At 42.4% G+C, this 23,796-nt stretch carries 26 protein-coding genes; 17 read left to right on the top strand and 9 right to left on the bottom strand.

The annotated features are described in order from the left end of the window. The first annotated feature begins 3 nt into the window (after positions 1 to 3). From FXF70_RS09270 to FXF70_RS09245, 6 genes are all read left to right on the top strand, one after another. Positions 4 to 1,116 (top strand): glycoside hydrolase family 88/105 protein, encoded by a 1,113-nt coding sequence (locus tag FXF70_RS09270; protein WP_148780138.1) that lies wholly within the window; start codon positions 4 to 6, stop codon positions 1,114 to 1,116. After that, positions 1,113 to 1,637 carry a hypothetical protein gene (locus FXF70_RS09265; RefSeq protein WP_025207829.1) on the top strand — a complete coding sequence of 175 codons (525 nt, stop codon included), beginning with the start codon at positions 1,113 to 1,115 and terminating at the stop codon, positions 1,635 to 1,637. Before FXF70_RS09270 ends, FXF70_RS09265 begins: the two co-directional genes overlap by 4 nt. Before the next feature lie 18 nt (positions 1,638 to 1,655). Continuing rightward, positions 1,656 to 2,945 carry a Gfo/Idh/MocA family protein gene (locus FXF70_RS09260; RefSeq protein WP_050827579.1) on the top strand — a complete coding sequence of 430 codons (1,290 nt, stop codon included), beginning with the start codon at positions 1,656 to 1,658 and terminating at the stop codon, positions 2,943 to 2,945. A gap of 24 nt (positions 2,946 to 2,969) precedes the next feature. Further along, positions 2,970 to 3,653, top strand: coding sequence for a YesL family protein (locus FXF70_RS09255; protein ID WP_007501858.1), 684 nt, complete (start codon positions 2,970 to 2,972; stop codon positions 3,651 to 3,653). Positions 3,654 to 3,707: 54 nt separating this feature from the next. After that, entirely contained in the window at positions 3,708 to 4,019 is a 312-nt protein-coding gene (locus FXF70_RS09250) for a rhodanese-like domain-containing protein (RefSeq protein WP_052321000.1), read from the top strand. A 101-nt stretch (positions 4,020 to 4,120) separates the two neighbouring features. Further along, positions 4,121 to 4,303: a sporulation protein Cse60 gene (locus FXF70_RS09245; RefSeq protein WP_003217582.1), complete on the top strand. Its 183-nt coding sequence runs from the start codon at positions 4,121 to 4,123 to the stop codon at positions 4,301 to 4,303. Positions 4,304 to 4,334: 31 nt separating this feature from the next. Here FXF70_RS09245 and FXF70_RS09240 read toward each other — a convergent pair whose 3' ends face one another. From FXF70_RS09240 to FXF70_RS09225, 4 genes are all read right to left on the bottom strand, one after another. Next, entirely contained in the window at positions 4,335 to 4,859 is a 525-nt protein-coding gene (locus FXF70_RS09240; RefSeq protein ID WP_017358334.1) for a CbrC family protein, read from the bottom strand. A 133-nt stretch (positions 4,860 to 4,992) separates the two neighbouring features. After that, positions 4,993 to 6,525: a glycine betaine transporter OpuD gene (opuD, locus tag FXF70_RS09235; protein ID WP_148780137.1), complete on the bottom strand. Its 1,533-nt coding sequence runs from the start codon at positions 6,523 to 6,525 to the stop codon at positions 4,993 to 4,995. Between the two features lie 140 nt (positions 6,526 to 6,665). Further along, on the bottom strand, positions 6,666 to 6,863 hold the full coding sequence (locus FXF70_RS09230; protein WP_008343027.1) for a hypothetical protein: 198 nt from the start codon (positions 6,861 to 6,863) through the stop codon (positions 6,666 to 6,668). Continuing rightward, positions 6,860 to 8,131: a BaiN/RdsA family NAD(P)/FAD-dependent oxidoreductase gene (locus FXF70_RS09225; protein WP_148780136.1), complete on the bottom strand. Its 1,272-nt coding sequence runs from the start codon at positions 8,129 to 8,131 to the stop codon at positions 6,860 to 6,862. Before FXF70_RS09225 ends, FXF70_RS09230 begins: the two co-directional genes overlap by 4 nt. 175 nt (positions 8,132 to 8,306) lie before the next feature. Between FXF70_RS09225 and FXF70_RS09220 the strand changes: the two genes are divergently transcribed. Together FXF70_RS09220 and FXF70_RS09215 are read left to right on the top strand one after the other, a co-directional pair. Further along, positions 8,307 to 9,929, top strand: a complete 1,623-nt coding sequence (locus FXF70_RS09220) for a putative polysaccharide biosynthesis protein (RefSeq protein ID WP_017358331.1) — start codon at positions 8,307 to 8,309, stop codon at positions 9,927 to 9,929. A gap of 16 nt (positions 9,930 to 9,945) precedes the next feature. Beyond that, the gene (locus tag FXF70_RS09215; RefSeq protein WP_148780135.1) at positions 9,946 to 10,662 is read left to right on the top strand and encodes a pseudouridine synthase; all 717 of its coding nucleotides are present in this window, start codon (positions 9,946 to 9,948) and stop codon (positions 10,660 to 10,662) included. Between the two features lie 121 nt (positions 10,663 to 10,783). Here FXF70_RS09215 and FXF70_RS09210 read toward each other — a convergent pair whose 3' ends face one another. Both FXF70_RS09210 and FXF70_RS09205 read right to left on the bottom strand, forming a co-directional pair. Then, positions 10,784 to 11,005, bottom strand: coding sequence for a DeoR family transcriptional regulator (locus FXF70_RS09210; RefSeq protein ID WP_008356419.1), 222 nt, complete (start codon positions 11,003 to 11,005; stop codon positions 10,784 to 10,786). 369 nt (positions 11,006 to 11,374) lie between these two features. After that, on the bottom strand, positions 11,375 to 12,673 hold the full coding sequence (locus FXF70_RS09205) for an NCS2 family permease (protein WP_148780134.1): 1,299 nt from the start codon (positions 12,671 to 12,673) through the stop codon (positions 11,375 to 11,377). A 94-nt stretch (positions 12,674 to 12,767) separates the two neighbouring features. Between FXF70_RS09205 and pepV the strand changes: the two genes are divergently transcribed. Together pepV and FXF70_RS09195 are read left to right on the top strand one after the other, a co-directional pair. Beyond that, the gene (gene pepV / locus FXF70_RS09200) at positions 12,768 to 14,168 is read left to right on the top strand and encodes a dipeptidase PepV (RefSeq protein WP_148780133.1); all 1,401 of its coding nucleotides are present in this window, start codon (positions 12,768 to 12,770) and stop codon (positions 14,166 to 14,168) included. Between the two features lie 27 nt (positions 14,169 to 14,195). Then, positions 14,196 to 14,816, top strand: coding sequence for a Type 1 glutamine amidotransferase-like domain-containing protein (locus FXF70_RS09195; RefSeq protein WP_046344245.1), 621 nt, complete (start codon positions 14,196 to 14,198; stop codon positions 14,814 to 14,816). Between the two features lie 56 nt (positions 14,817 to 14,872). On the opposite strand, the gene cysK is transcribed toward FXF70_RS09195, so the two are convergent. Beyond that, positions 14,873 to 15,802 (bottom strand): cysteine synthase A, encoded by a 930-nt coding sequence (cysK, locus tag FXF70_RS09190; RefSeq protein ID WP_039964135.1) that lies wholly within the window; start codon positions 15,800 to 15,802, stop codon positions 14,873 to 14,875. A gap of 93 nt (positions 15,803 to 15,895) precedes the next feature. Here cysK and thpR point away from each other — a divergent pair, with 93 nt between their 5' ends. The 4 genes from thpR to FXF70_RS09170 all read left to right on the top strand — a co-directional run bounded on the left by thpR (position 15,896) and on the right by FXF70_RS09170 (position 19,470). Further along, complete coding sequence (gene thpR, locus FXF70_RS09185; protein ID WP_148780164.1) at positions 15,896 to 16,447, top strand: RNA 2',3'-cyclic phosphodiesterase; 552 nt, start codon at positions 15,896 to 15,898, stop codon at positions 16,445 to 16,447. Between the two features lie 25 nt (positions 16,448 to 16,472). Continuing rightward, on the top strand, positions 16,473 to 17,408 hold the full coding sequence (locus FXF70_RS09180) for a hypothetical protein (protein ID WP_017367870.1): 936 nt from the start codon (positions 16,473 to 16,475) through the stop codon (positions 17,406 to 17,408). 47 nt (positions 17,409 to 17,455) lie between these two features. Next, positions 17,456 to 18,385, top strand: coding sequence for a YegS/Rv2252/BmrU family lipid kinase (locus FXF70_RS09175; RefSeq protein ID WP_007501831.1), 930 nt, complete (start codon positions 17,456 to 17,458; stop codon positions 18,383 to 18,385). Between the two features lie 284 nt (positions 18,386 to 18,669). Continuing rightward, a complete protein-coding gene (locus tag FXF70_RS09170) occupies positions 18,670 to 19,470 on the top strand; it encodes a phosphotransferase family protein (protein ID WP_170916852.1) in 801 nt (266 codons plus the stop codon). On the opposite strand, the gene FXF70_RS09165 is transcribed toward FXF70_RS09170, so the two are convergent. Then, positions 19,467 to 19,742, bottom strand: a complete 276-nt coding sequence (locus FXF70_RS09165) for a YtzH-like family protein (RefSeq protein WP_017358323.1) — start codon at positions 19,740 to 19,742, stop codon at positions 19,467 to 19,469. The genes FXF70_RS09170 and FXF70_RS09165 overlap by 4 nt on opposite strands. Positions 19,743 to 19,931: 189 nt before the next feature. On the opposite strand from FXF70_RS09165, the gene trmB reads away from it, so the two are divergent. The 3 genes from trmB (at position 19,932) to FXF70_RS09150 (ending at position 23,309) form a co-directional block, all read left to right on the top strand. Next, positions 19,932 to 20,573, top strand: coding sequence for a tRNA (guanosine(46)-N7)-methyltransferase TrmB (gene trmB / locus FXF70_RS09160; protein ID WP_025207815.1), 642 nt, complete (start codon positions 19,932 to 19,934; stop codon positions 20,571 to 20,573). A 116-nt stretch (positions 20,574 to 20,689) separates the two neighbouring features. Then, complete coding sequence (locus tag FXF70_RS09155; protein ID WP_035391091.1) at positions 20,690 to 21,538, top strand: YtnP family quorum-quenching lactonase; 849 nt, start codon at positions 20,690 to 20,692, stop codon at positions 21,536 to 21,538. Positions 21,539 to 21,611: 73 nt separating this feature from the next. After that, on the top strand, positions 21,612 to 23,309 hold the full coding sequence (locus FXF70_RS09150; RefSeq protein ID WP_148780132.1) for an NAD-dependent malic enzyme: 1,698 nt from the start codon (positions 21,612 to 21,614) through the stop codon (positions 23,307 to 23,309). A 39-nt stretch (positions 23,310 to 23,348) separates the two neighbouring features. Here FXF70_RS09150 and FXF70_RS09145 read toward each other — a convergent pair whose 3' ends face one another. Next, positions 23,349 to 23,663, bottom strand: a complete 315-nt coding sequence (locus FXF70_RS09145) for a PepSY domain-containing protein (protein WP_003217759.1) — start codon at positions 23,661 to 23,663, stop codon at positions 23,349 to 23,351. Between the last annotated feature and the right edge of the window lie 133 nt (positions 23,664 to 23,796).

The following is a 23,796-nucleotide window of genomic DNA, read 5'->3' as shown; positions in this document are numbered from 1 at the left end:
CCAATGACATTATCGATTGAAAAGGGATCACCGCTTGAGCATGCAGAGAAATTAGCACAAACAATAATGAAAGCGTATACACCGATTGAACTTCCGCCAGCTGGTAGGTGGCACTATCATCAAGGGGTTTTCCTTTGCGGAGTGATGAAGCTTTACGAAGCAACAGAAAACGAGGCGTACTTTGATTATGTGAAAAATTATGCTGACTCACTCATTGATGACCATGGGAATCTGTTATTCCGCAGAGACGAGCTTGATGCCATTCAAGCAGGGCTCATTTTATTCCCGCTGATTGAAAGAACGGGAGAGAAGCGGTATGTGAAGGCAGCGGAAAAGCTTCGGGGGCTTTACCGGACGCTGAATCGCACGTCTGAGGGCGGTTTCTGGCATAAAGACAATTATGCTTATCAAATGTGGCTAGATGGTCTTTATATGGGTGGGCCTTTTGCTTTAAAGTATGCCCAGATGACAGGAGAATCGGAGCTGGTGGACATGGTCATCCATCAAGAGCATCTCATGAGAAAGCATACCAAAGATGAAAAAACGGGCCTTTACTATCACGCATGGGATGAACGGAAAGTGATGCCATGGGCTGATCAACAGACGGGCTGTTCCCCAGAATTTTGGGCAAGATCCTTTGGCTGGTATGTCCTTGCGTTAGCCGATATGATCGAAGATTTGCCAGAAGGTCATGAAGGACGAAAAGTGTGGAAGGACACGCTGACAGATATGCTGGAAAGTGTGGCAAAATATCAGGACGACGAAACGGGTCTATGGCATCAAATCATTGATAAAGGAAGTCATAGCGACAACTGGCTTGAAAGCTCAGGGTCATGTCTATTCATGTATGCGATGGCAAAAGCCATGAATGAAGGATATGTCAGTCTTCGATATGTTGATCACGTGGTCAAAGCGTATCAAGGATTGATTCAGTATAAAACGGAGGAAAAAGACAACGGCGATTTTACAGTGAACGATATTTGTATTGGAACATCTGCGGGATTTTATGACTATTACGTTGGCCGAGAGCGGAGCACGAATGATTTGCATGGAGCAGGCGCTTTTATTATGGCGTTAACTGAACTAGAAAAGCTGTCTGTGTTTCAAAAGGTATGAGGCGGCATCAAAGGGCTGCGGCATGGCTCCTCAGCTTCATCGCTGCCTTTTATTTGTCCGCCTGTCAGGGGAAAACAGAGGGGATTGATGTCCTTATTTTTTCTGACATGTCAAAAGCAATGAAAGATCAATTAGTGGAGAAAGCTTTTCAACCAAATCAGGAGACATACGACGTTCACATCTTCCCTGCAATTCCTGAAAAACTTCTTGTTGAAATAACTGCAAAAGAGGGGGACGTGATGTTTGTCCCGGAAGAAATGTTTAGAACATATGATGATCCTGAAAGCTTTCAGCTGCTTGAAGAAATGCGGGTAGATGGCGAAGGGGCAGGACCATATACGGTAGAAGATGCAAAGACAGGAAATACAGTCGATTATGCGGTCCAAATCAAGAAAGGAACAAAGCAGCTAAATGGCTATACCTTTCGATTACATCGAGATATGGTCGCCTTCATTCCTGTGTATGCGGAGAAATCTAAAGAGGCACTGTCTCTCATGAAGCAGCTTCGTGAAAACCAATAGAAAAAGGGGTGGGGGAATGTGAAAAGGGTCGCCGTTTGCGGGCTCAGTCACCGTGCTTTCAATATGTTTATCAAACCGCTCACCGAGGATTTCAATGAGCATTACAGGATTACAGGGCTCCTAGATGTAGATGAGAAGCGGTATACACTTTGTCAGGAGCGTTTTCCATCACTAAGGGGCGTCTCATTTTTTCATGAGGATGCATTTGGTCAGATGGTGAAGGAAGCAAGACCAGATATCGTCATTGTGGCGGGGCGAGATGATACACATGTCACATATATCCTGCAGGCACTGGATCATGATCTGGATGTCATAACGGAAAAGCCGATGGTCACAACAGCAAAAGACGCCAAAGAGGTGATGGAAAAAGAGGCAGAAAGCAAAGGGAAGGTCACCGTCACCTTTAATTATCGCTACAATCCATTCCACCGAAAGATAAAAGAGCTTATTTTAGATGGAAAGATTGGCAGGGTCACGTCTGTTGAGTTAAGCTGGCTCATTGATACGTATCACGGAGCCAGTTATTTTAAAAGGTGGAACCGCTCGCGTCAATATTCAGGTGGTCTGTCTATTCATAAATCGACCCATCACTTTGACTTGGTCAACTGGTGGATTGATCAAAAGCCGAAGCAAGTATTTGCCTATGGCGCACTGAATTATTATGGGGATGAAAGTCCTTGGAATCCTTTGCAGGGTGAAGAGAATCGATATTGTGGAACGTGTCATGTAAGAGATACCTGTCATTATGAAGCAAGGTGGAATCCGCGGGTAGAGCGCACAAAGGTAGAGGATGACCATATTGAATCAGGTGAGCAGCAGTCAAAGCAATACTCAAATTATCGCCCGGATGCCTGTATTTTTGATCAAGAAATTGATATTGAGGATACATACGTGGCGTCAGTGGCTTATGATCAGGGGGCTTTGTTAAGTTACTCGATTCAATTTTCAGCGCCATATGAAGGCTACCGGCTTGCAATTAACGGGACGAAGGGACGGATTGAAACAAATGAGTTTCATGTGCCATCGAGAATCCCATTTCAATTCCCTGAACAGACAATTGCATACTACCCGATGTTTGGTGGAAAAGAAACGATTGAAGTTGTGAAGCAATCAGGTGGTCATGGAGGCGGAGATCCGCTATTATTAGCAGATTTATTTTTAGGAAAAGATCCGCTCATTCCTTATGACATTTCGGCAGGAGCAGAGGCGGGTGCTTATTCCATTGCGCTTGGCGAAGGCATGTGGCGCTCAGTTGCAGAAAAACGCCCGATTGAAATAGAAGAATTGTTTCAAAAAGAGACGGTGTAACGAGAAAGAGAGGAGGGACGAGAGATGGATCATGATGGATCAATGAGCAGAATGCTGCGCATGTGTGAGTGGGTGATGAGACTTGCCTATACGAATTTGTTATGGCTTTTGTTCACTTTACTTGGGCTTGGAATCTTTGGCTTCATGCCTGCAACAACAGCGTTATTTTCTGTGATGAGAAAGTGGATACAAGGGCATGAGCAAGTCAGCGTCTTTCAAACCTTTTGGAAAGTATACCGCGAAGAATTTGTACGCTCTAATGTCATTGGAGTGGTGCTGGTCATCATCGGGACAATTATTTATGTAGACCTTGCTTATATTTATCCAACGAGCTGGTTTTTACACGTGCTTCGCTTTGCGATCTATATCTTTGGTTTCCTGTTTATTGTCAGCTTGTTTTATATCTTTCCGCTGCTGGCTCATTATGATTGGAAAAAGCGTCTTTATTTGAAATTTTCCCTTCTGCTTGGCATCTCGTATTTGCAATATACGCTCTCTATGCTCGTTTTCTCGGCGGTTCTCTTTATCCTATTTGCTTATTTGCCAGGGATCGTGCCGTTTTTTAGCATCAGCATTCTCGCATATGGCCACATGTGGCTAGCCTATCAAGTGTTTAAAAAGATAGAGTTTGAAAGCGAACAGCCGGCAGTTGATGTGAAGAAACGATTCCCGTCTTTCCTTCAATCCAAGCGGGTGAATACGCAGTGACGTGTATGATTTGCTATAATGGTGTCACCGTGATTAAAAGGAGAGATGAGAGTCGTGTCTGTAAAAGAAATTTCAATAGAAGAATTAAAGCAAAAGCTAGAGCAAGAAGAAGCCATTCAGCTCGTCGATGTGCGTGAGGATGAAGAGGTAGCAGAAGGCATGATTCCAGAGGCAGTCCATATTCGAATGGGCGATATTCCTGAGAAGCTGGATGCGTTTGATAAGACGCAAGAGTATTATATTATTTGCCGTTCTGGTAAACGCAGTGAGAATGTCTGCTATTTCTTAGAAGACCAAGGCTATCAAGCAACCAATGTCGTTGGCGGCATGCTTGCATGGACAGGAGAAACAAAACCGAAGCAGTAAAAAGAAGTCCTTTCATCGACAAGATGGAAGGCTTTTTTTGTTCATATGTCCGTCTCTATTTGCATAAAAATAGAGTAGCAAGAGAAGGGAGAGTGGCATGTGTGCTGAAGGTAGCTGTATTTGATGAAGAACACGAGAAAGATTTGCAAAGCGAAATCAATCTTTTTTTAAAAGGAATGGACGACGACCAAATTATTGACATTAAATACAATGTGGCGGTGATCTGTGAGCAAGGAGGAGAGCAGCTCTACTGTTTTTCAGCGCTCATTTTATATAAAAAATAAAAGGACCTGCTGAAGGGTCCTTTTGCCATGATCAACTAGCGTCAATATGTAAACGATGCTTTTTGCAGTGAACGCATTGAAAGAGGTAGCCTTGCAAATCTCCTCCGTTCACGAGCCATTGTTTCAGGTTCTCTTTTGTGAAATGTCCACCGCTGCAAATCTCTTCAATATCCTCTGAGAGTTCTTCCTCTAAATGCTCAATCTCTTTCCAACCAACATACTGCACAATCGCGCAAAAATCCCCGCAATGGCTTAACCAATATTCCTGCTGCCATCCTCGGTAACCCGGCGTTCTGTAGATCAGTTCATCTATATATTCTTCATGATCGACGTCATCACAACTCACATCGTCTTGAAACATTCCATTATATGTTTGAGCAGCTGATCCATCTTTAATGCACCAAGGACAAATGCCAGAAACGTCTTCAACAGAATAAAAAGGACCATGATATACATAATCTCGTTCTTTCTCACAAACGGGGCATATCGTCTGCTCTTTTTTAATCACATGTAATGAAACTGGGTCTGGGTTGTACTTGAACGTAGGTAACGTCATATAAACCTCCATTATGTAGAAAAGTGATGATTCAACACTATTTTATCGGAATACGCGATGTCATGACAATCTTCAATTATTTCAACGAGAAAAAAAGCCGTTCGGATGAGGAACGACTTTTCTCTTGTGATGATTATGCTTTTTTTACTCTTGGACTTCTTGGTTTATTGTACTTATTTGCTTGTTTAATCGCTCTTCGTTCTTCATTTAATGATTTGTACAGGGATACAATCATTAAAATGATGACAACAGAGAACGGTAAAGCAGCAAGTTTGGCTGTGTTTTGCAAGGCCTGAAGACCGCCTGAAAATAAGAGCACTGCCGCTACTGCTGACTGGATAATACCCCAGCTGATCTTTACACTATTCGCTGGATTTAATGATCCATAGGTTGTCTGCATTCCGAGAACGAATGTAGCTGAGTCTGCTGATGTGATAAAGAATACCGCAATTAAAATCAGTGCCAGAATGGATGTAATCATGGCGAGTGGGTATTCATTTAAAACACCAAACAGCATCGTTTCAGTAGACATGTTTGCAACATCGACGATATTGTTCTGTTGCAAGTCCATCGCAGATACACCAAAGATTGAGAACCAAAGGAACACGAGGATGGAAGGAGCCACTAAGACACCAATTAAAAATTCTCGAATGGTTCTCCCGCGTGAAACCCTTGCAATAAAAATACCGACAAATGGCGACCAAGAGATCCACCATGCCCAATAGAAGATGGTCCATCCATTAATCCATTCTCTCTTTTCAGGATCATTTGGTGATAATCTAAAGCTCATTTGTACAATATTTGATAAGTATTGTCCGATTGAATCAGTAAATGAATTTAAAATATACACAGTTGGTCCAACAATGAGTAAAAAGATCATGAGTAATGCAGCAAGAATCATGTTTGTGTTACTTAAATATTTAATCCCTTTACCAATACCGCTCCAAGCAGAGAGAAGGAACAGGACCGTGACGATTGCAATAATGATGAGCTGAGTCAGGAAGTTATTTGGAATTCCAAATAAATAGTTTAATCCGCCATTAATTTGTGCGGCACCCAGTCCTAAACTAGTAGCTACACCGACCACCGTTGCAAATACTGCGATGCAATCAATGGTTTTTCCAATCCATCCATGAATTCTGTTTCCGAATACTGGGTATAAGGTGGAACTGATTAATCCAGGTGCATCTTTTCTAAATTTAAAGTATGCAATGCAAAGGGCGACAATTGCATAAATGGCCCATGCATGAAGTCCCCAGTGGAAAAAGGTATAACGAAGGGAATCACGGAAGGCTTGTGCATTTTCCGTCTCGCCTGTTGGGGATTGAATGGCAAAGTGACTGATCGGTTCAGCTGCTCCGTAAAAAACAAGCCCAATACCCATTCCAGCACTAAATAGCATGGCAAACCAAGAAAAAAGACCAAATTCAGGCTCTTCACCTGGCTTTCCTAACGTAATTTTTCCGATAGGGCTAAAGATAAAGAATAGACAAAAGCCGACTAGAAGCGATACGACTAATAAATAATACCAGCCAAAGTCATTTGTAATGTATGTTTGAATTTGATCTGTCACATTTTGCAGTGATTCTGGAGAAAAGGCTCCCCATAGAACGGCAATAAATGTGATTGCAATCACAATCCAAAATACACTTGATACGTTTTTCACACCATCTCACTCTCCTGTTGTTCTACACGTTTAAGCAGAGGATTTTGTTTAATATCCCCTGTCTCAACTATTTTCAAACAAAAAGAGGCGAGTTTCTCACTCGACCTCTATTTTACCGTAACATGTTTTGCTTCCATTTATCAACCATCGATATGTGAAGATGACTTTTCTTCAATTCGTTTGCGCAGACGGTAGACATATTCTTTTAAACAAACAGCGAAAATCGTAAACGCTAAAATAATGGCGATTTTTAACGGGGTAATGGACAGCTTCATAAAGAAAGCGGCTGTCAAACTAATGACAACTGCAAGGACAATCGGAAGTGCACGTCTAATCATTGAGATCTCTCCTTTACTTCTAGTGCGGCATTCATGCCAGCTAACCTGCCTGTCACAAGTGCTGACGTAATATTGTAACCGCCTGTGTAACCGTGAATATCTAAAATTTCTCCGCAGAAATAAAGACCGGCCATTTTTTTAGATGCCATTTTCTTCGGTTCAATTTCTTTGACAGAAACGCCGCCCCCTGTAACAAAGGCTTTATCTAAAGAAAGCGTCCCATTTGCATGGACGATGAAATGTTTACAATCATGCGCAAAAGCGCGGAGTTTCTCTTTAGCGAGACCAGAAAATGTCTCCTGCGGATCAATGCCATTTCGTTCTAAAAGGAACAATAAATAGCGCTCTTGCATCCAAGATTTCAGGACATTTTTAATGGCTTTTTTTGGTTCATCTTTTAGATCACGATGAAGCTTTTGGAATAGCTCCTCGTCATTGAGCTTTGGGTATAAATCAATTTGAAGACGGACGGCCTGTTGCTTTTTCAGTTCTTTCACAACAAAGCCGCTGCATCTCAGAACGGCAGGACCTGATAAGCCAAAGTGTGTAAAGATCATATCCATGACATGAGTGACGACGGGTTTTCCTTTTTTATTTAAAACACTCACGGCCACACTTCTTAATGAAAGACCTTGAAGCACTTTGTCCTTAATAAAACGCTCGTCTGACGTGACGGGTACTTCTGTTGGGAAGAGCTCTGTAATGGTATGGCCAGCGGCTTCTGCCCATGCATAGCCATCGCCAGTAGAGCCTGTATGAGGCACACTTTTCCCGCCAACAGCAATGACAACGGCATGACTTGAAATTTTTTCATCATTATTTGTAACAATTCCAGCTGCTTGTCCGTCTTGATACAGAACGGTTTTAATCTTTTCATTCGTTCGAATGGTCACATTGAGCGCGCGGAGCCTATCCAATAGGGCATCCACAACAGATTGTGCTTTGTTTGAGACAGGGAACATACGTCCATGGTCTTCTTCTTTTAGTTCAATACCTAGATTTTCAAAGAACGAAATAATATCCTCGTTATTGAACTCAGAAAATGCACTATATAGAAAACGGCCGTTTCCGGGAATATGCTTGATGATTTCTTCTACTGGAAGGCGATTGGTCACATTGCAGCGTCCACCGCCAGAAATGGCGAGCTTTCTGCCAAGTTTGTTTCCTTTGTCAATTAACAGAACCGATGCACCGTGTTCTGCCGATGCAATCGCGGCCATCAGTCCAGAAGGTCCACCGCCAATGACAATGACATCATAATGTTTCATGTTACATTCCTCTTTCTACTTTCAGTCATTTCTCTATTATAACGAAGATTGGGGAAGGCTGAAATATGAATTGATTGGTTTTGTGACTTCTGTATTGGATTTGTTACCTGTGCGATGAAATGATGTGTTAAAATAGTTAAGTTGAATATTCATTAGAAAAATGGTGGTTAAGCGCATGTCTAATAAACTGCTTCGTGGTACGTTGGTTTTAACGATAGGGACTTATCTCTCTCGTATTCTTGGTATGATTTACTTAATTCCATTTAGCGCAATGGTCGGAGCGACTGGTGGTGCGCTATTCCAATATGGATACAATCAGTATACGATCTTTTTAAGTATTGCTACGCTCGGTTTTCCAACAGCGGTATCGAAATTCGTCTCTAAATATAATGCAATTGGCGATTATGAGACAACAAGAAAAATGTTCAGGGCGGGTATGTCGGTCATGCTTGTCACCGGTATTATCGCCTTTTCTATTTTATATTTGACCGCACCGATCTTTGCCAAGATTCAGCTTGGAGGATCGAATGAAACGGGCGGTTTGACGGTTGATCAAGTGGTTTATGTGATTCGGATGGTCAGTTTGGGTCTATTAGTTGTACCCATTATGAGTCTTGTGCGAGGGTTTTTCCAAGGCCACTCGATGATGGGCCCGACAGCTGTTTCCCAAGTCATCGAACAACTTGTCAGAATCATCTTCCTATTAACAGCGACGTTTATCATTTTAAAAGTGCTTGACGGCGGTCTTGTTATTGCGGTTGGTTATGCCACATTTGCCGCACTCATTGGTGCGTTTGGCGGTCTATTTACGCTTTATTTATATTGGCTGAAGCGGAAAGATCGGCTTTTGGCAATGCAGCCGAATACAGGGGACTATTCTGGATTATCTTATAAGCAAATGTTTACAGAGCTGTTCAGTTATGCAGCACCCTATGTGTTTGTTGGGCTTGCCATTCCGATTTATTCTTACATTGATACAAATACAATTAACAGAGCGATGATTGCATCAGGACATCAGGATATTAGTACAGCGGTTCTGTCTATTGTGACGTTATATTTACCGAAGCTTGTCATGATTCCTGTGTCACTTGCAACTGCATTTGGTTTAACATTGATTCCTACCATAACGGAATCCTTTACAGCGCGAAATTACAAGCTGCTGAATCGACAAATTGATCAAACGATGCAGGTCATTTTATTCTTCGTTCTGCCTGCTTCATTTGGTATTTCGGCATTGGCTGGACCAGTTTATTGGTTTTTCTATCCGTCTGTGCATCCTGAGATTGGGACTTCTATTTTGTTTTGGTATGCACCTGTTGCGTTACTGTTTTCTTTATTCACCATTAACGCAGCGATTTTACAAGGGATTAACAAACAAAAATTTGCGATCGTCAGTCTTTTGTTAGGGATTATCATTAAAACGGTTCTCAATATCCCGCTGATTAGCTGGCTGCAAGGAAACGGTTCTGTGCTTGCAACGGCATTAGGCTACAGTGCCTCGATTTTGTATATGTTCATCATGATCAAGCGCCATGCAGGCTATTCGTTCCGCAGGATTTTCAAACGGTTTATTTTAATTGGTATTTTAACGGCAATCATGGCTGTAGTGGCTTATGTGACATGTCAGCTTGTGAGTCAAGTCATTTCATATGAAGGCGGAATCATACAAGCGGGTATTGTTATTTTGATTTCAATGATCACTGGCGGCGGTGTGTATATGTTCTTATCTTATAAAGTTGGATTGTTAGAGCGTGTACTTGGCAGCCGGATGCCATCATTTTTAAGAAAAAAGAGTTAAGAAGAGGTGGAGAAGCATGAGGCTTGATAAATTGCTGGCCAATACCGGCTTTGGTTCAAGGAAAGATGTAAAGAAGCTGGTCAAGGCCCGGGCTGTCACAGTGAATGGAGAAGTGGCGAAGCAGGTGAAAGATCATGTCGATCCAACAAATGATGAAGTGCTCGTGCATGGAGAGCGTGTAGAGTATAAAGAATTCATTTATCTCATGATGAACAAGCCAGACGGTGTCATTTCAGCAACGGAGGATCTGCGAGATGAGACGGTTGTTGATTTACTAGAGCCAGAGGATATTGCAAGGGAGCCATTCCCTGTGGGGAGACTGGATAAGGATACAGTCGGTCTCCTCCTCCTTACAAATGACGGCCAGCTTGCTCATCAATTGTTATCTCCGAAAAAGCATGTCCCGAAAACGTATGAAGTTCATCTAAAATACCCGCTTGGAGATCAAGACATCACTCGTCTTGAAGAGGGAGTTGTGATTTTAGACGACTACCGAACGAAGCCGGCGAAGGTTGAAATAGATGCCAACCAAGAGGCAGATACACGAATCCGTTTAACGATTACTGAAGGGAAGTACCATCAAGTGAAGCTGATGGCACAAGCCGTGGGCAATGAAGTGATCTTTTTAAAACGGCTCTCGATGGGAGCTGTTTCATTAGACGAAGATTTGGCCCCCGGAGAATACCGTGAATTGACGGAAGAAGAGTTAGACAGCTTAATCAATCGTGATTAATATAGAGCAAATGAAAAGAAGATAAGGGGCTAAAATCAAGTTCATTTTAGCCCTTTGTCAACAAAATGAAAAGAACCGGCGACCGCCGGTTCTTTTTGTTATATGGAAGTTCATTATTCGCTTATGATGATATTTTTACTTTTTTTCTCGTTGTTTCCCATTTGCCTCTGCTTGGACTATGAACAAGATCGTTATAGGCAAGCACGTTTAAGTCTCTTTGGATGGTTCTAGGTGTGATCCCGAATTCATCAACCAGCTCTTGTGTCGTCACAAGACCTTTCTCTTGAATGAACATATAAACTGATTTTATTCGAGTCATCATACGGTTTGTTGAAGGTTTCAAAAAACCACTCCCTATCAATAAGATCGGATGGACTTGACTAACCACAACTTACTACACTAAAACTGCGACATAAGGACATGCACCAATGGTAAATGTTCGTGTTTCTTAATGTTTTATTCTATTATACACGTTATTATGCATCTAGTTCCACCAAAAAGTCAACTTTACGTGTTTTTAAACTTGTCTTCATGAATGAAATTATGTTATATATCATGATTTGAATCCGGTTACAACCCAATAAACACAAGGCGTATAAAGAAGTTTACCACTTAAGAAAGATCAAAAAATAAACACAGAAAATTTACAAAATAAAAAATCATTCATACAAAAAAGACACATTCAAATGAGAAATGTGTCTTTTTATTTTGGCTATCCTTCTAAGAAAAAGAGCTGCAAGAAAAATAAGACGGCAAAAATGAGCACAAGAATATGCACTTCTTTCCATTTTCCTTTTGCCAGCTTCACAAGTGGATATGAAATAAATCCTAGTGAAATTCCTGTAGAGATGCTAGATGTCAGCGGCATGGAAAGAATCACAAGAAAAGCAGGAAATGCTTCGTCAAGCTCATTCCAGCGAATACGTGACACTGAATTCATCATCAAACAGCCGACAATGATTAAGACAGGTGAAGTGATGGACGGTAAAGCCGAAATGGCTTTAATGAGTGGACCAAAAAACAAGGCCACAATAAACAATGCAGCAACAGTTAAAGAGGTCAGTCCAGTTCTTCCACCAGCGGCAACTCCTGATGAGGATTCAATGTAAGCTGTGGTTGGGCTTGTTCCAAACATTGAGCCAATTGTCGTCGCAGCAGAGTCAGCAAGTAAGGCTCTGCGTACTTTTGGGAGCTGACCATTTTTCATTAAACCTGCTTGTTCCGCAACCCCAATCATTGTTCCTGTTGTATCAAAAATCGTCACAAGTAAAAAGGAGAAGACAACAGCATACAAGTGATGGGAAAACACATCGCCAAACGCAGCGAATGGATTTGTAATCAGCATTCCTTCAGGCAGTGCTGGGGTATCCACTAGCACTTTAGGAAAATGAAGCTGACCTGTTACAAGTGCAATTAACGTGGTTGCTAACATGCCGATAAACAGCGCTCCGTTCACTTGAAGAACCATTAATATGACAGAAATCATTAAACCAACGAGTGTCAAAATGACAACAGGTGAGCTTAAATTGCCAAGCTTCACAAGGTTTTGTGGATCAGCAGTGATGATTCCAGACTGTCTTAGCCCAATGAATGCAATAAATAATCCGATACCTGCTGTAATCCCGTACTTTAAATTATCTGGAATCGCCTCAATGAGTTGTTTTCTAAGGGATGTTAACGATAAAATGATAAAGAGTATTCCAGCAACAAATACCGCACTAAATGCTGTTTGATAGCTGAGACCCCCACCACCGACAACAGTGACGGTGAAATAGACATTCAGCCCCATACCTGGTGCAATGGCAATCGGATAGTTTGCAAATAGTGCCATCCAGAGGGTACCGACAACAGCAGCGATAATGGTTGCAGTAAAAACTTGGTCAAAAGGAATGCCTGCATCTGAAAGGATTCCTGGATTGACGGCTACAATATATACCATCGTAAAGAATGTCGTCATACCAGCGAGTAATTCTTTCTTTATATTGGTTTGGTTCTCTTTTAACTGAAACATAAAATCCTCCATTTACGAACATTATTACAAAACACTTAATATAATATTCGTTTTAAGGGTGGATTGCAACCTTTTTTCAAGGAGGAATGGAAAAATGAATTGGGAAGCAGAAGTCATACGAAAAAAAGACAATTTGATTCAGGATACACAATCTTTTTTACAAATTGAAAGTGTCTTGGATGAAGAAGGCGGCACAGCAGGAAAACCGTTCGGTGAAAAAGTGGATGAGGCTCTTCAGTATATGCTCAAAAAAGGGCAGGACGAGGGCTTCAAAGTGAAAAATGTTGATGGTTATGCTGGTCATATTGAATATGGAGAAGGCGAAGATATCGTCGGTGTGCTATGCCATGTGGATGTCGTGCCTGCGGGAGACGACTGGACAACCCCGCCATTTTCAGCGGACATAAGAGAAAATAAAATCTTTGCAAGAGGAGCCATTGATGATAAAGGGCCGACCATGGCGGCGTTTTACGCATTGAAAATGTTAAAAGATGCCGGTCTGCCGCTGTCGAAAAAGATTCGAATCATCATTGGCACAGATGAAGAAAGCGATTGGAGATGCGTCGATCACTATTTCAAGCATGAGGCGATGCCGCAAATTGGCTTTGCACCAGATGCTGATTTTCCAATTATTCATGCTGAAAAAGGGATCATAGATGCCATCGTATCCTTTACATACGAACAATCAGAAGAAAACAAGCGTTACATCCTCAAGCAATTCACATCAGGCATGCGTCTCAATATGGTCCCAGATGAGGCTCGCGCAATTGTGGCAGCAGCAAACGATCACGATGCTGAAGCCTTAAAAACGGCTTTTGCAGCCTATCTTGCGGAAAATCAGTTAACCGGTGAGACAAACCATACAGCAGATGGACTTACATTCACATTAAAAGGTGTATCAGTTCATGCAATGGAGCCGGCGAATGGCACAAATGCGGGCATTCATATGGCGAATTTCTTATGTGCGCATGAATTAGATGAAAGAGGGCTCGCTTTTACATCACAAATTAATGCCTTATTTGATCAAGACACAAGAGGACAAAAACTCGGCATCGCTTGTAAAGATGATATTAGTGGTGACTTGACCTTGAATGTTGGCACAATCCGCTATTCGCAAAACGAAGAAGCGAAGCTTGGACTGAATGTCCGCTATCCCGTAACAGCGGACGGTGAGGAAGTCAAAAAAGGGATTGAACGAATAAAAGGGGCAACGATTGAGAAATTTGATGACAGTCCGCCTCATCATGTCTCAAAAGACCATCCACTTGTGAAAACATTACAGCGTGTCTACGAAGAACAAACAGGAGATCCTGCCCATCTTATTGCGATTGGGGGAGGAACGTATGCAAGGTCATTAGAAGCAGGTGTTGCCTTTGGCCCTCTATTCCCTGGAAGACCTGATTGCGCACACCAAAAGGATGAATATATCGAAATCGATGATTTACTACGAGCAACTGCGCTATATGCACAAGCCATGTATGAATTGGCGAAATAAAAAAGGAAAGAGAAGAGGGGATTCACCGTGAAAAAAATGTTCTTATGCTCTTCATTCAAAGACAGCTATTCTCTCTTGTCTGACTTTGCAGGCGACACCTTAAAAGGAAAAAGTGTGACATTCATTCCGGTAGCCAGTGAAGTGGAAGAAGTCACGCACTATGTCGATGCAGCAAAAGAAGCCTTTCATCAATTAGAAATGCGTGTAGAGACTGTTCAACTGACCGGGCAAACGGTTCAGGAGATCACACAGATCATTAGAAAGAATGATGTCATGTATGTATCTGGCGGCAATACCTTTTATTTGCTACAAGAATTAAGAAAGCACGGGCTCGATCGTGTATTGAAAGAAGAGATCGGCAAAGGCAAGCTGTATATCGGAGAATCTGCGGGGAGTATTATCATGGCGCCAAGCATTGAATACATCTCACTGATGGATGATCAGGAGAAAGCGCTAGAATTATCTTCCTTTGAAGGATTCAATGAGATTAGCAGCTATCCAGTACCGCATATAAACAATCCTTATTTAGGTGAAGCCGCGCAGCATATCATAGAGAAAGATCAAAATACGCTCTCTTTATGCCCGCTCACTGATGAACAAGTTTTGCTTGTGACAGGCGAACAGACTGAGGTCAAGACGGTCTTGTAGGAGTTGTTCATATGAAACGAAGAAAAAGGAACAGGAGCATATGCCCTGTTCCTTTTTTAATCTTGAAACACATCACTTGATAAATAACGTTCACCCGTGTCTGCTGTCATACAAATGACAATGTGATCCTTTGGCATTTGCTTGGCTGCTTCAATGGCTGCATAGCATGCCGCGCCAGATGATGGACCGACTAAAATACCTTCAAGACGGGCGAGCTTTCGTGTGATGTCGTAAGCATCTTCATCACTCACTTGCACAATCTCATCATACACCTGTTCGTTTAAAATTTGTGGGATAAATCCTGGACTTGTGCCAACAAGCTTATGTTTGCCAGGTTTCCCGCCTGATAAAACAGGAGACCCCTTTGGCTCTGCCACATGTATCGTCAATTCCGGGAATGCTTTTTTGAGTTCCTCTCCAGTGCCTGTAATGGTTCCGCCCGTTCCAGCAGTGGCGACAAAAGCGGCAAGCGGCTGCCCGATCTGTTGCACTGCATCGATAATTTCTACAGCCGTTGTCCCTCTATGAGCATCGGGGTTCGCACCATTGTCAAATTGCATGGGAATAAAGCTGTTAGGAATTTGAGCAGCTAATTCTTCTGCCTTGCGAATACAGCCTGGCATTTTTTCCTCCCCCGGGGTTAAGACGACCTGTGCGCCGTATGCCTTTAAAATATTGATTCTTTCTTGGGTCATCGTATCAGGCATGATCAGAATGGCTTTGTAGCCTCTTGCTGCAGCGTTCATCGCTAAGCCAATTCCTGTATTCCCGCTTGTTGGTTCAATAATCGTTGCCCCTTTTGTGAGTTTTCCTTGTTTTTCTGCCTCAAGGATCATATTGTAAGCAGCCCGATCTTTTACACTTCCGCTAGGATTAAATGATTCCAATTTTAAATAAATAGCAGCGCCATGTTCTGGCTGAAGGCGCTGTAATTTTACAAGTGGTGTATGACCTATTAATTCAGCTATATTTTGTGCAACCTTCATCATGTGACACCCTTTCTTCTCATTCCGCATTACTTTAGTTATACTATCATCAATGGGGATTCGTAAAGTTTGTTAAAAAGGACAGGTGAAGATATGACTGAAAGCCGTCATTATTTTATCGGGATTCCAATCCCTGAACAACTTGCGCATCAAATAAAAGCGGATATAGACAAGAGGAGCGGACTTTCCTTTCAAAAATGGACAGCACCCATTGATTATCATGTCACCCTTGTGTTTTTAGGCGCGATTCCAGAGGACCGTTTAAATAAGATATCTGAGCTGCTTGAACAGCTGTCTCATGAGGTGTCTGCTTTCCCGCTGAAGCTGAAGGAGATAGGGGTTTTTGGTCAAAAGGAGCGGCCGAGAGTCTTTTTTGCAAAGCCTATTGAAAGTAAGCCTTTGATGGATCTAAGAGAAAAGGTGAAAGCAGCCGTTTTGACAGCAGGTCATCCTGTCGAAAAGAGACCCTTTCATCCACATATGACGATTGCGCGCAAATGGAATAGAGAACAGTCCTATATAGAACAAGCGCCCTTACGGAAAGAACCATATTCGATGGAGGTTTCTAGTATCGCTTTATTTGAAATTCGTCTAAAAGAAACCCCACGTTATCACGCGATCAAACAATTTACACTACATAAATGATTCTAGAGGTTGGAGTGAGCAGCAGATGGCGCAAATTATTAAAATCCAAGATTATATATCACGATATGAACAAGACCCGCATCATTACATCAATCAGTTTATTCGGTTGAAAAAACAAAGATGGGACGAGTTAAAAAAGGCTTCCAAAGAGCAGGTGCAAAAGCAGGCTGACCAAGCCACCGAGCAAGCACCTGAGCAAGAGGAAGAAAAGAGAAAGAAATTCTCCTTAAAAAGAAAGCAAAAAGAAGCCGATATGAAAAAGGAACGTGACCTGAGTCTTTTTAACGAGCCAACAGATATAGAACAAGGTGTTTTTACAAACGTTCCTACCGATGAAACGAAGCTGATTCACTTTTTTAAAGATCATCTTTACGATGTTCAGTTAAAATGGGCCAGCTCGACGATTTCTCATATTTCAACTGTCTCTCACCACATTCGATATGATGAAAAGCTGCGGATGCTTGCAAGGCAGCTGCCAGATTCTTATTTTGTGATGTACAAGCCGGTGCTGCTCATTCAAAAAGCTGAGATGGAATTGTGTCCAGTGCTCATTACGCCGCTTGAAGTCATCTGTTTATCTTTCTTAGAAGCAGAGCCAGACAGCGTATATATTGGATCAAAGGAACGTTTTTGGGAAAAGCGGGCGACTGGAAAAGCTGTTCAATCCGTCTTGAACCCTTGCGCAAGCCTTCTTCGCTCTGGAACTGTTGTGTCAAAAATTTTACAGCAAAGTGGTGTAGAGCTTCCTGTGAAAAAAATCCTCATCAGCCGCACTTCGTATATTGATTTGCCCGAAGTTCCATTCGGGATGGAGGTTGTCGATAAGAAGAAAGCGGAGGATTGGTTTGACAAGCAGCGGAAAAACACCGCGCCGACAAAGCACCAGCAATTTAAGGCGACAAAGGCATTGCTTGCTTATGGTGAATCAGACAGCAAGAGAAGGCAGGAATGGCTCGATTAAAGGCATATCAAGGTCACCAAAAATTGAGACCTGAGTGGAGCTAATATATGAATGAATGGTACTTTATCGTCAATCCAGCAGCAGGACAAGGAAAAGGACTCCGCACTTGGAGAAGCATAGAGAAAGAATTACAAAAGGTAGAGATCTCCTACAGATCGTTTCTTACCCAGCATGAAGGACATGCCGAAGTTTTGGCGAGACAGATTAGCGCTATGCAAGACGACAGATTGAAACGGCTGATCGTCATTGGCGGTGACGGCACATTTCATGAAGTACTGAATGGTTTAAAAGAAATTGATCATGTGCAGCTAAGCTTTGTCCCAGCAGGTCATTGGAATGATGCTGCGAAGGGGCTGGGCATCCAGCGTCATGATGTGATCAAAGAAGTGAGAAAACAAAAGAGGATGTTGACGAAAACATTTTCTCTCGGCTCCTTTCAAGATCATGCAGAAAGTCCGCAATCTGTTCTTTTTCTCAATCATATTGGTGTAGGGTTTGATGCACATGTCTTGAAGAGAACGGTCCATTTTAGAGGGAAAAAGTGGCTCAATCGACTCAAACTCGGGTTTATCATCTACCCGCTGTCTTTTCTACATTCTTTATGGTCATTCAAACCGTTTGACCTTGCTCTTTTTATTGAAAATGAGAGAAAAGTTTTTCGCCAAGTGTGGTTTGTGATCGTATGTAATCACCCATATTATGGAGGCGGGCTGGAAGCAGCGCCGGAAGCAAGTGCGAGGCAATCAGGATTTCAAACAATCGTTGTCACGGATTTGAATCCATTGAAAGTCCTCTTATTTTTAAGTGCAATGGTTTTTAAAAAGCACCTTGTAATGGAGGGAGTCACCCTTTTTCAGCATGAAGAAGCCTACTTGGAGGCAGATGAAAAAATCCTATTTCATGCCGATGGAGAAGTGATTGGCGCCACTCCAGTGTTTGTTAAGGCTAGTGAGCGATCGTTAAAATTACGTGGCTAAGAAGCAGCCAGTGTGCGCACGAGCAAAAGAAACATGAAAAAAGACTTCCCTTTTCATAAGGTTCTTGTCCTGTTTTTCTAGTTTTGCTTGACGAGTATAAGAAGGTAGCGATAAAATCTATAGGACGGCTATTGTTTAGCATCTCATTCTCAATAGCTGTCCTTTTTGTTTTTATGATCATATAAATAAAAAATAAACAGCCAATTGATCTCAATCGGCTGAATTTTGTCGACTAAAAAAGCATGATTTAAAATATTTTAAGAAATGATGGGTTGAAAATTGATATGAACTGGTTGGGACAAATATTAGGTAGCGAATGGCACATCTCTCCTGCTGGAGGCGCTACGGGAGATGCGTACTTCGCAACACACAATGACCAAAAGCTATTTTTAAAACGCAATACGTCACCGTTTCTTGCGGTTTTGTCAGCTGAAGGCATTGTGCCGAAGCTTGTCTGGACAAAACGGATGGAAAATGGGGATGTCATCACTGCACAGCACTGGCTGAGCGGGAGAGAGTTGAAGCCAAAGGACATGAATGACCGTCCTGTAGCAGAGCAGCTAAGAAAAATTCATACATCAAAAGAGCTGCTCGATATGCTGAAACGATTAGAAAAGCACTCGCTTGACCCGGCATCGATCTTGATGCATCTCAAGGCATCGATCTTAAAAGAGCAGATTGACTCACATGATATCACGCGTGCCATCCAGTATTTAGAGAAACATGTGGAGGCAGTTCATTACGAGGATAAGGTCGTATGCCATTGTGACCTCAACCATAATAATTGGCTGCTGACAGATGAAAACCAGCTCTATTTAATTGATTGGGACGGGGCAATGATTGCGGATCCAGCGATTGATCTTGGACCGCTCTTATACCATTATGTTGAAGAAGAGAACTGGGAAAGCTGGCTCTCTATGTATGGTGCTCCGCTGACCGACAACTTGCGAAAACGCATGGCATGGTATGTGCTGGCTGAAACCGTCTCGTTTGTCGTTTGGCATAAAAGAAAAGGAAATGAAAAGGCGCAAAAAGAAGTGCAAGCCGAGCTACATGCACTTTTAAAACGGTTAAACATCCATTAAGACAGTGGAATGTTCTCGACCCAGTTAGATAGATGCGATTGATGCGCTTCGATATGTGCATCAATTGAACTGACAGAGGTGCCTTTTTGGCTGTAATCATAAATATCTGTTAGTAGCTGACGAACGTCAGCATCCAAATCTTCTTTTGCCAGCATTAATTGAATCACGCGTCCCACCTGTTCATATTCTGCAACAGTCCCGCAGCAATCTAGCTGGTGATCAGTTAAAATATCTTTGATTAATTGAAGCTGATGTTGGCGGTTTAATCCCATACGTATGCTCCTTTCAAGGCGTGTCATTTATGTGGTTAAACTGTGCATTCAGCTTTGATTTTATACATGAAGCAGACCAGCCCAATTAGCAGCTGGTCTTTTTCATATGTGCGGATAAGATGCTGTCTTGCGGCTCTTTATGTTTCATGGTATCTTGATAAAATGTAAAGAAAATAGAGGTGTATCAAATTGAGAATGCGACATAAACCGTGGGCGGATGATTATTTAGCTGAAAATGCTCATATTGCTTTAGCCAACCCTGAACAATACAAAGGGAAATGGCATGAGCTGTTTGGAAATGATCATCCAATCCATATCGAAGTCGGTACAGGAAAAGGAAGCTTTATTGCCGGAATGGGCAAGCTTCATCCTGAGATAAACTATATCGGCATTGAATTATTTAAAAGTGTCATTGTGACGGCAGTCGATAAAATCAAAGAAACAGATGTAGAAAACGTAAAGCTTCTAAATATCAACGCAGAGACACTGACAGATGTCTTTGCGGAAAATGAGATTGACCGGGTGTATTTAAACTTCTCTGATCCGTGGCCAAAATCAAGGCATGAAAAACGTAGGTTGACGTTTAAAGCCTTTTTAAAGCGATATGAACAGATCCTCCGTCCAGGCGGTGAATTACATTTCAAAACCGATAACCGCGGACTATTTGAATATTCCTTGAAAAGCTTTTCGTCTTACGGACTCCTTTTAACGTATGTGAGCCTTGATTTACATGAGGATGGCCTCGAAGGAAATGTCATGACAGAATATGAAGAGAAATTCTCTTCCATGGGACAACCGATCTATCGATCAGAAGTGAAATTCCCTGAATAACAAGCGAACAAAGCTGGCTGCAACGAACGATTGCGGTCAGCTTTTTTTGATAAAAAGATTAGCACATGCGATTTTCCTTTGTATTTGCTACGATAGAAAAAGGAGGGATGACAGCAATGGAGACAATGAAAATAGGTGAAATGGAACTGTTCTGGTTAAATGGGGGAGATACACACATGGATGGCGGTGCCATGTTTGGCGTGGTGCCAAAGCCATTATGGTCAAAAAAATACCCTGTGAATGATCGAAATCAAATTGAATTACGGTGTGATCCAATGCTCATACGGTGGAACGGTCTTCATCTGTTAGTAGATTCCGGCATCGGATCAGGGAAGCTGACAGAGAAACAAAAACGCAATTATGGCGTCACAGAGGAAACGAAAATAGAAGAATCACTTGCGGCTCTCGGTTTGCGCCCATCTGATATAGATTACGTCTTAATGACTCATTTGCATTTTGATCATGCAAGCGGGCTGACAAAACGTGAAGGCGATGAGCTCGTGTCTGTTTTTCAGCAGGCAAAAATCATCACGTCCAAAATTGAATGGGACGAAATGAGAGCACCGAACATCCGCTCAAGAAATACATATTGGAAAGAAAACTGGGAGCCTGTTGCCGATCAAGTCATGACATTTGAAGATAGCATCGAAGTAACAGAAGGCATTCGCCTGCATCATACAGGTGGACATAGCAATGGGCATAGCATCTTAACGCTCACAAGTCAGGGAGAAACAGCTATTCATTTAGCGGATATCATGCCGACACACGCTCATAAAAACCCGCTTTGGGTCTTGGCATACGATGATTATCCAATGACTTCGATCCCGGCGAAGCAAAAATGGCAGGCATTTGCCGAAGAAAACAATGCATGGTACTTGTTTTATCATGATGCCATCTACCGTGCTGTAAAGTGGGATGAAGACGGGGCAATGACCCATGAGGTCAAAAGAGAAACCGGAAGATAAAAGATCATCTGTATGTTTTTTCGCCTTTCACACAAAATAACGACAAAATGAACTTGTGAAAGGAAGAGTGCAGGTGAATCAATTTTATCGTGTACATGGTGATGTCATCGAGACACCGTTAAGAGGGATCGAAGTCATGTCTGTCCCTTATTTAAACAAAGGAGTCGCATTTACAAAGGAAGAGCGGGAAGAGCTTGGGTTAAAAGGATTTCTGCCGCCGAAGGTGTTAACCCTAGAAGATCAAGCTAAGCGTGCATATGAACAGTTCAAAGCACAGCCAGACGCACTTGGGAAAAATGTTTATTTAACTGCGCTTCATGACAGAAATGAAGTGCTCTTTTATAAATTATTAAATGAGCATTTGGCAGAAATGCTGCCGATTGTTTACACACCGACCGTAGGAACAGCGATTCAGCGTTACAGCCACGAGTATAGAAAGCCAAGAGGAATTTATTTATCCATTGATGACCTAGAAGGAATGGAAGAAATTTTTGCATCTTACGGAGTGGATGAATCAATTGACCTCATTGTCGCAACAGATGCAGAAGGAATTTTAGGCATCGGTGACTGGGGTGTTGGCGGAATCGCCATTTCAGTCGGAAAACTGGCTGTTTATACAGCTGCAGCAGGTATTGATCCTAGCCGTGTGCTGGCAGTGGTGCTTGATGCTGGGACTAACCAGGAAAGCCTTTTAAATGATCCGCTTTATGTGGGAAATCAGCACTCCCGCGTTCGAGGAGAGCGCTATGATCAGTTTATTGATCAATATGTTGAGCTTGCCCGTGCGACTTTTCCAAATGCACTTCTTCACTGGGAAGACTTCGGTACAAAAAATGCGCGCGCCATTTTGGAAAAATATAAGGACCGTATTTGTACATTTAATGATGATATTCAAGGAACTGGAGCCGTCTCACTTGCTGCCGTTCTGGCTTGTGCAAAAGCATCGAAGGTTCCGCTGAAAGATCACCGAATCGTGATCTTTGGAGCAGGTACAGCAGGGATTGGTATAGCCGAGCAAATTCGTGATGCCATCGTGCGAGATGGTGTCAAAGAAGAGGAATCATATGATCATTTCTGGTGTATTGATAAAACGGGATTGCTCACAGATGATTCACCCGACATTCAGCCATTCCAAAAGCCGTATGCAAGACGTTCTGATGAAGTGAAGGATTATGCACGTAATGGTCCAAAGCATTCCATTGATTTGTTAGAGGTCGTGAAGCAGGCGAAACCTACGATCTTAATTGGTACCTCAACTGTAGGTGGGGCATTTACAGAGGAAATTGTGAAAGAAATGGCGTCACATGTAGAGCGGCCATCGATTTTACCGATGTCTAACCCGACACCTCTTTCAGAGGCAAAGCCGGAAGATCTCATTGAATGGACAGAAGGACGTGCGCTTGTCACAACGGGAAGTCCGTTTGATCCAGTTGAATATGGTGGTGTGACATATGAAATTGGGCAGGCAAATAATGCCCTTGTGTTTCCAGGGCTTGGCCTTGGAACGATTGTGTGTAAAGCCCGCCTCATGACAGACAGCATGTTTGTTGCGAGTGCTGAAGCGATTGCGAGCATGGTCAATGTCGGAAAACCGGGTGCTGCGATGCTTCCAAGTGTTGATCAGCTCAGAACGGTTTCAGCGACAGTGGCTGTCCGTGTGGCACAAGCAGCGATTGACGAAGGAATTGCGGAAGAAACCCCTGATGATCTCATTCAGGCTGTGCAAGACGCCATGTGGCACCCTGTATACAAAAAAATCAAAGCCATCTAAAAAAGCTTCGCAAGGACTTGTCTTTGCGAAGCTTTCTTATTAAGCAACAGAATCAATGACATCAACGATCATGCCTGTTTTTGCATCAATCATGACTTCATACTGTTCAAGCTCGCCAAAGGCGGAGCGTGTAATGCCAGATTTGTACACATCAATCGTTTCACCATTTACGGTATACGGTTCTGGTACAGTATAAATCCAAGAGCCATCAATCGGGCCGCGCTGTTTAAAAGCAGATTTCACAATTTTTAACGCTTTTTCAGACGAGATATACGTAGGGAAAAAGACTTTCTTTGCAACAATTGCAGCGGCTACGCCTATACTCGCACCAATCAGAACATGTTTTAACTTCAACGTGCTGCACCTCCGTATTGCTGTTTTTTCCATTATACAAAACTTGTCCAGCGATGTTAAGAAATCCGAATACTTGAAAGCATATTCAAAATTTCTGGAGAGATACTTGGAAAACCGAAAGAATTCTTATAGT

Source organism: Bacillus sp. Y3, from assembly GCF_008123875.1.
GTDB classification, from domain to species: Bacteria; Bacillota; Bacilli; order Bacillales; family Bacillaceae; genus Bacillus; species Bacillus altitudinis.
Note: the sequence above shows the minus strand (reverse complement) of the source record. Positions and strands in the feature narration are given on the sequence as shown.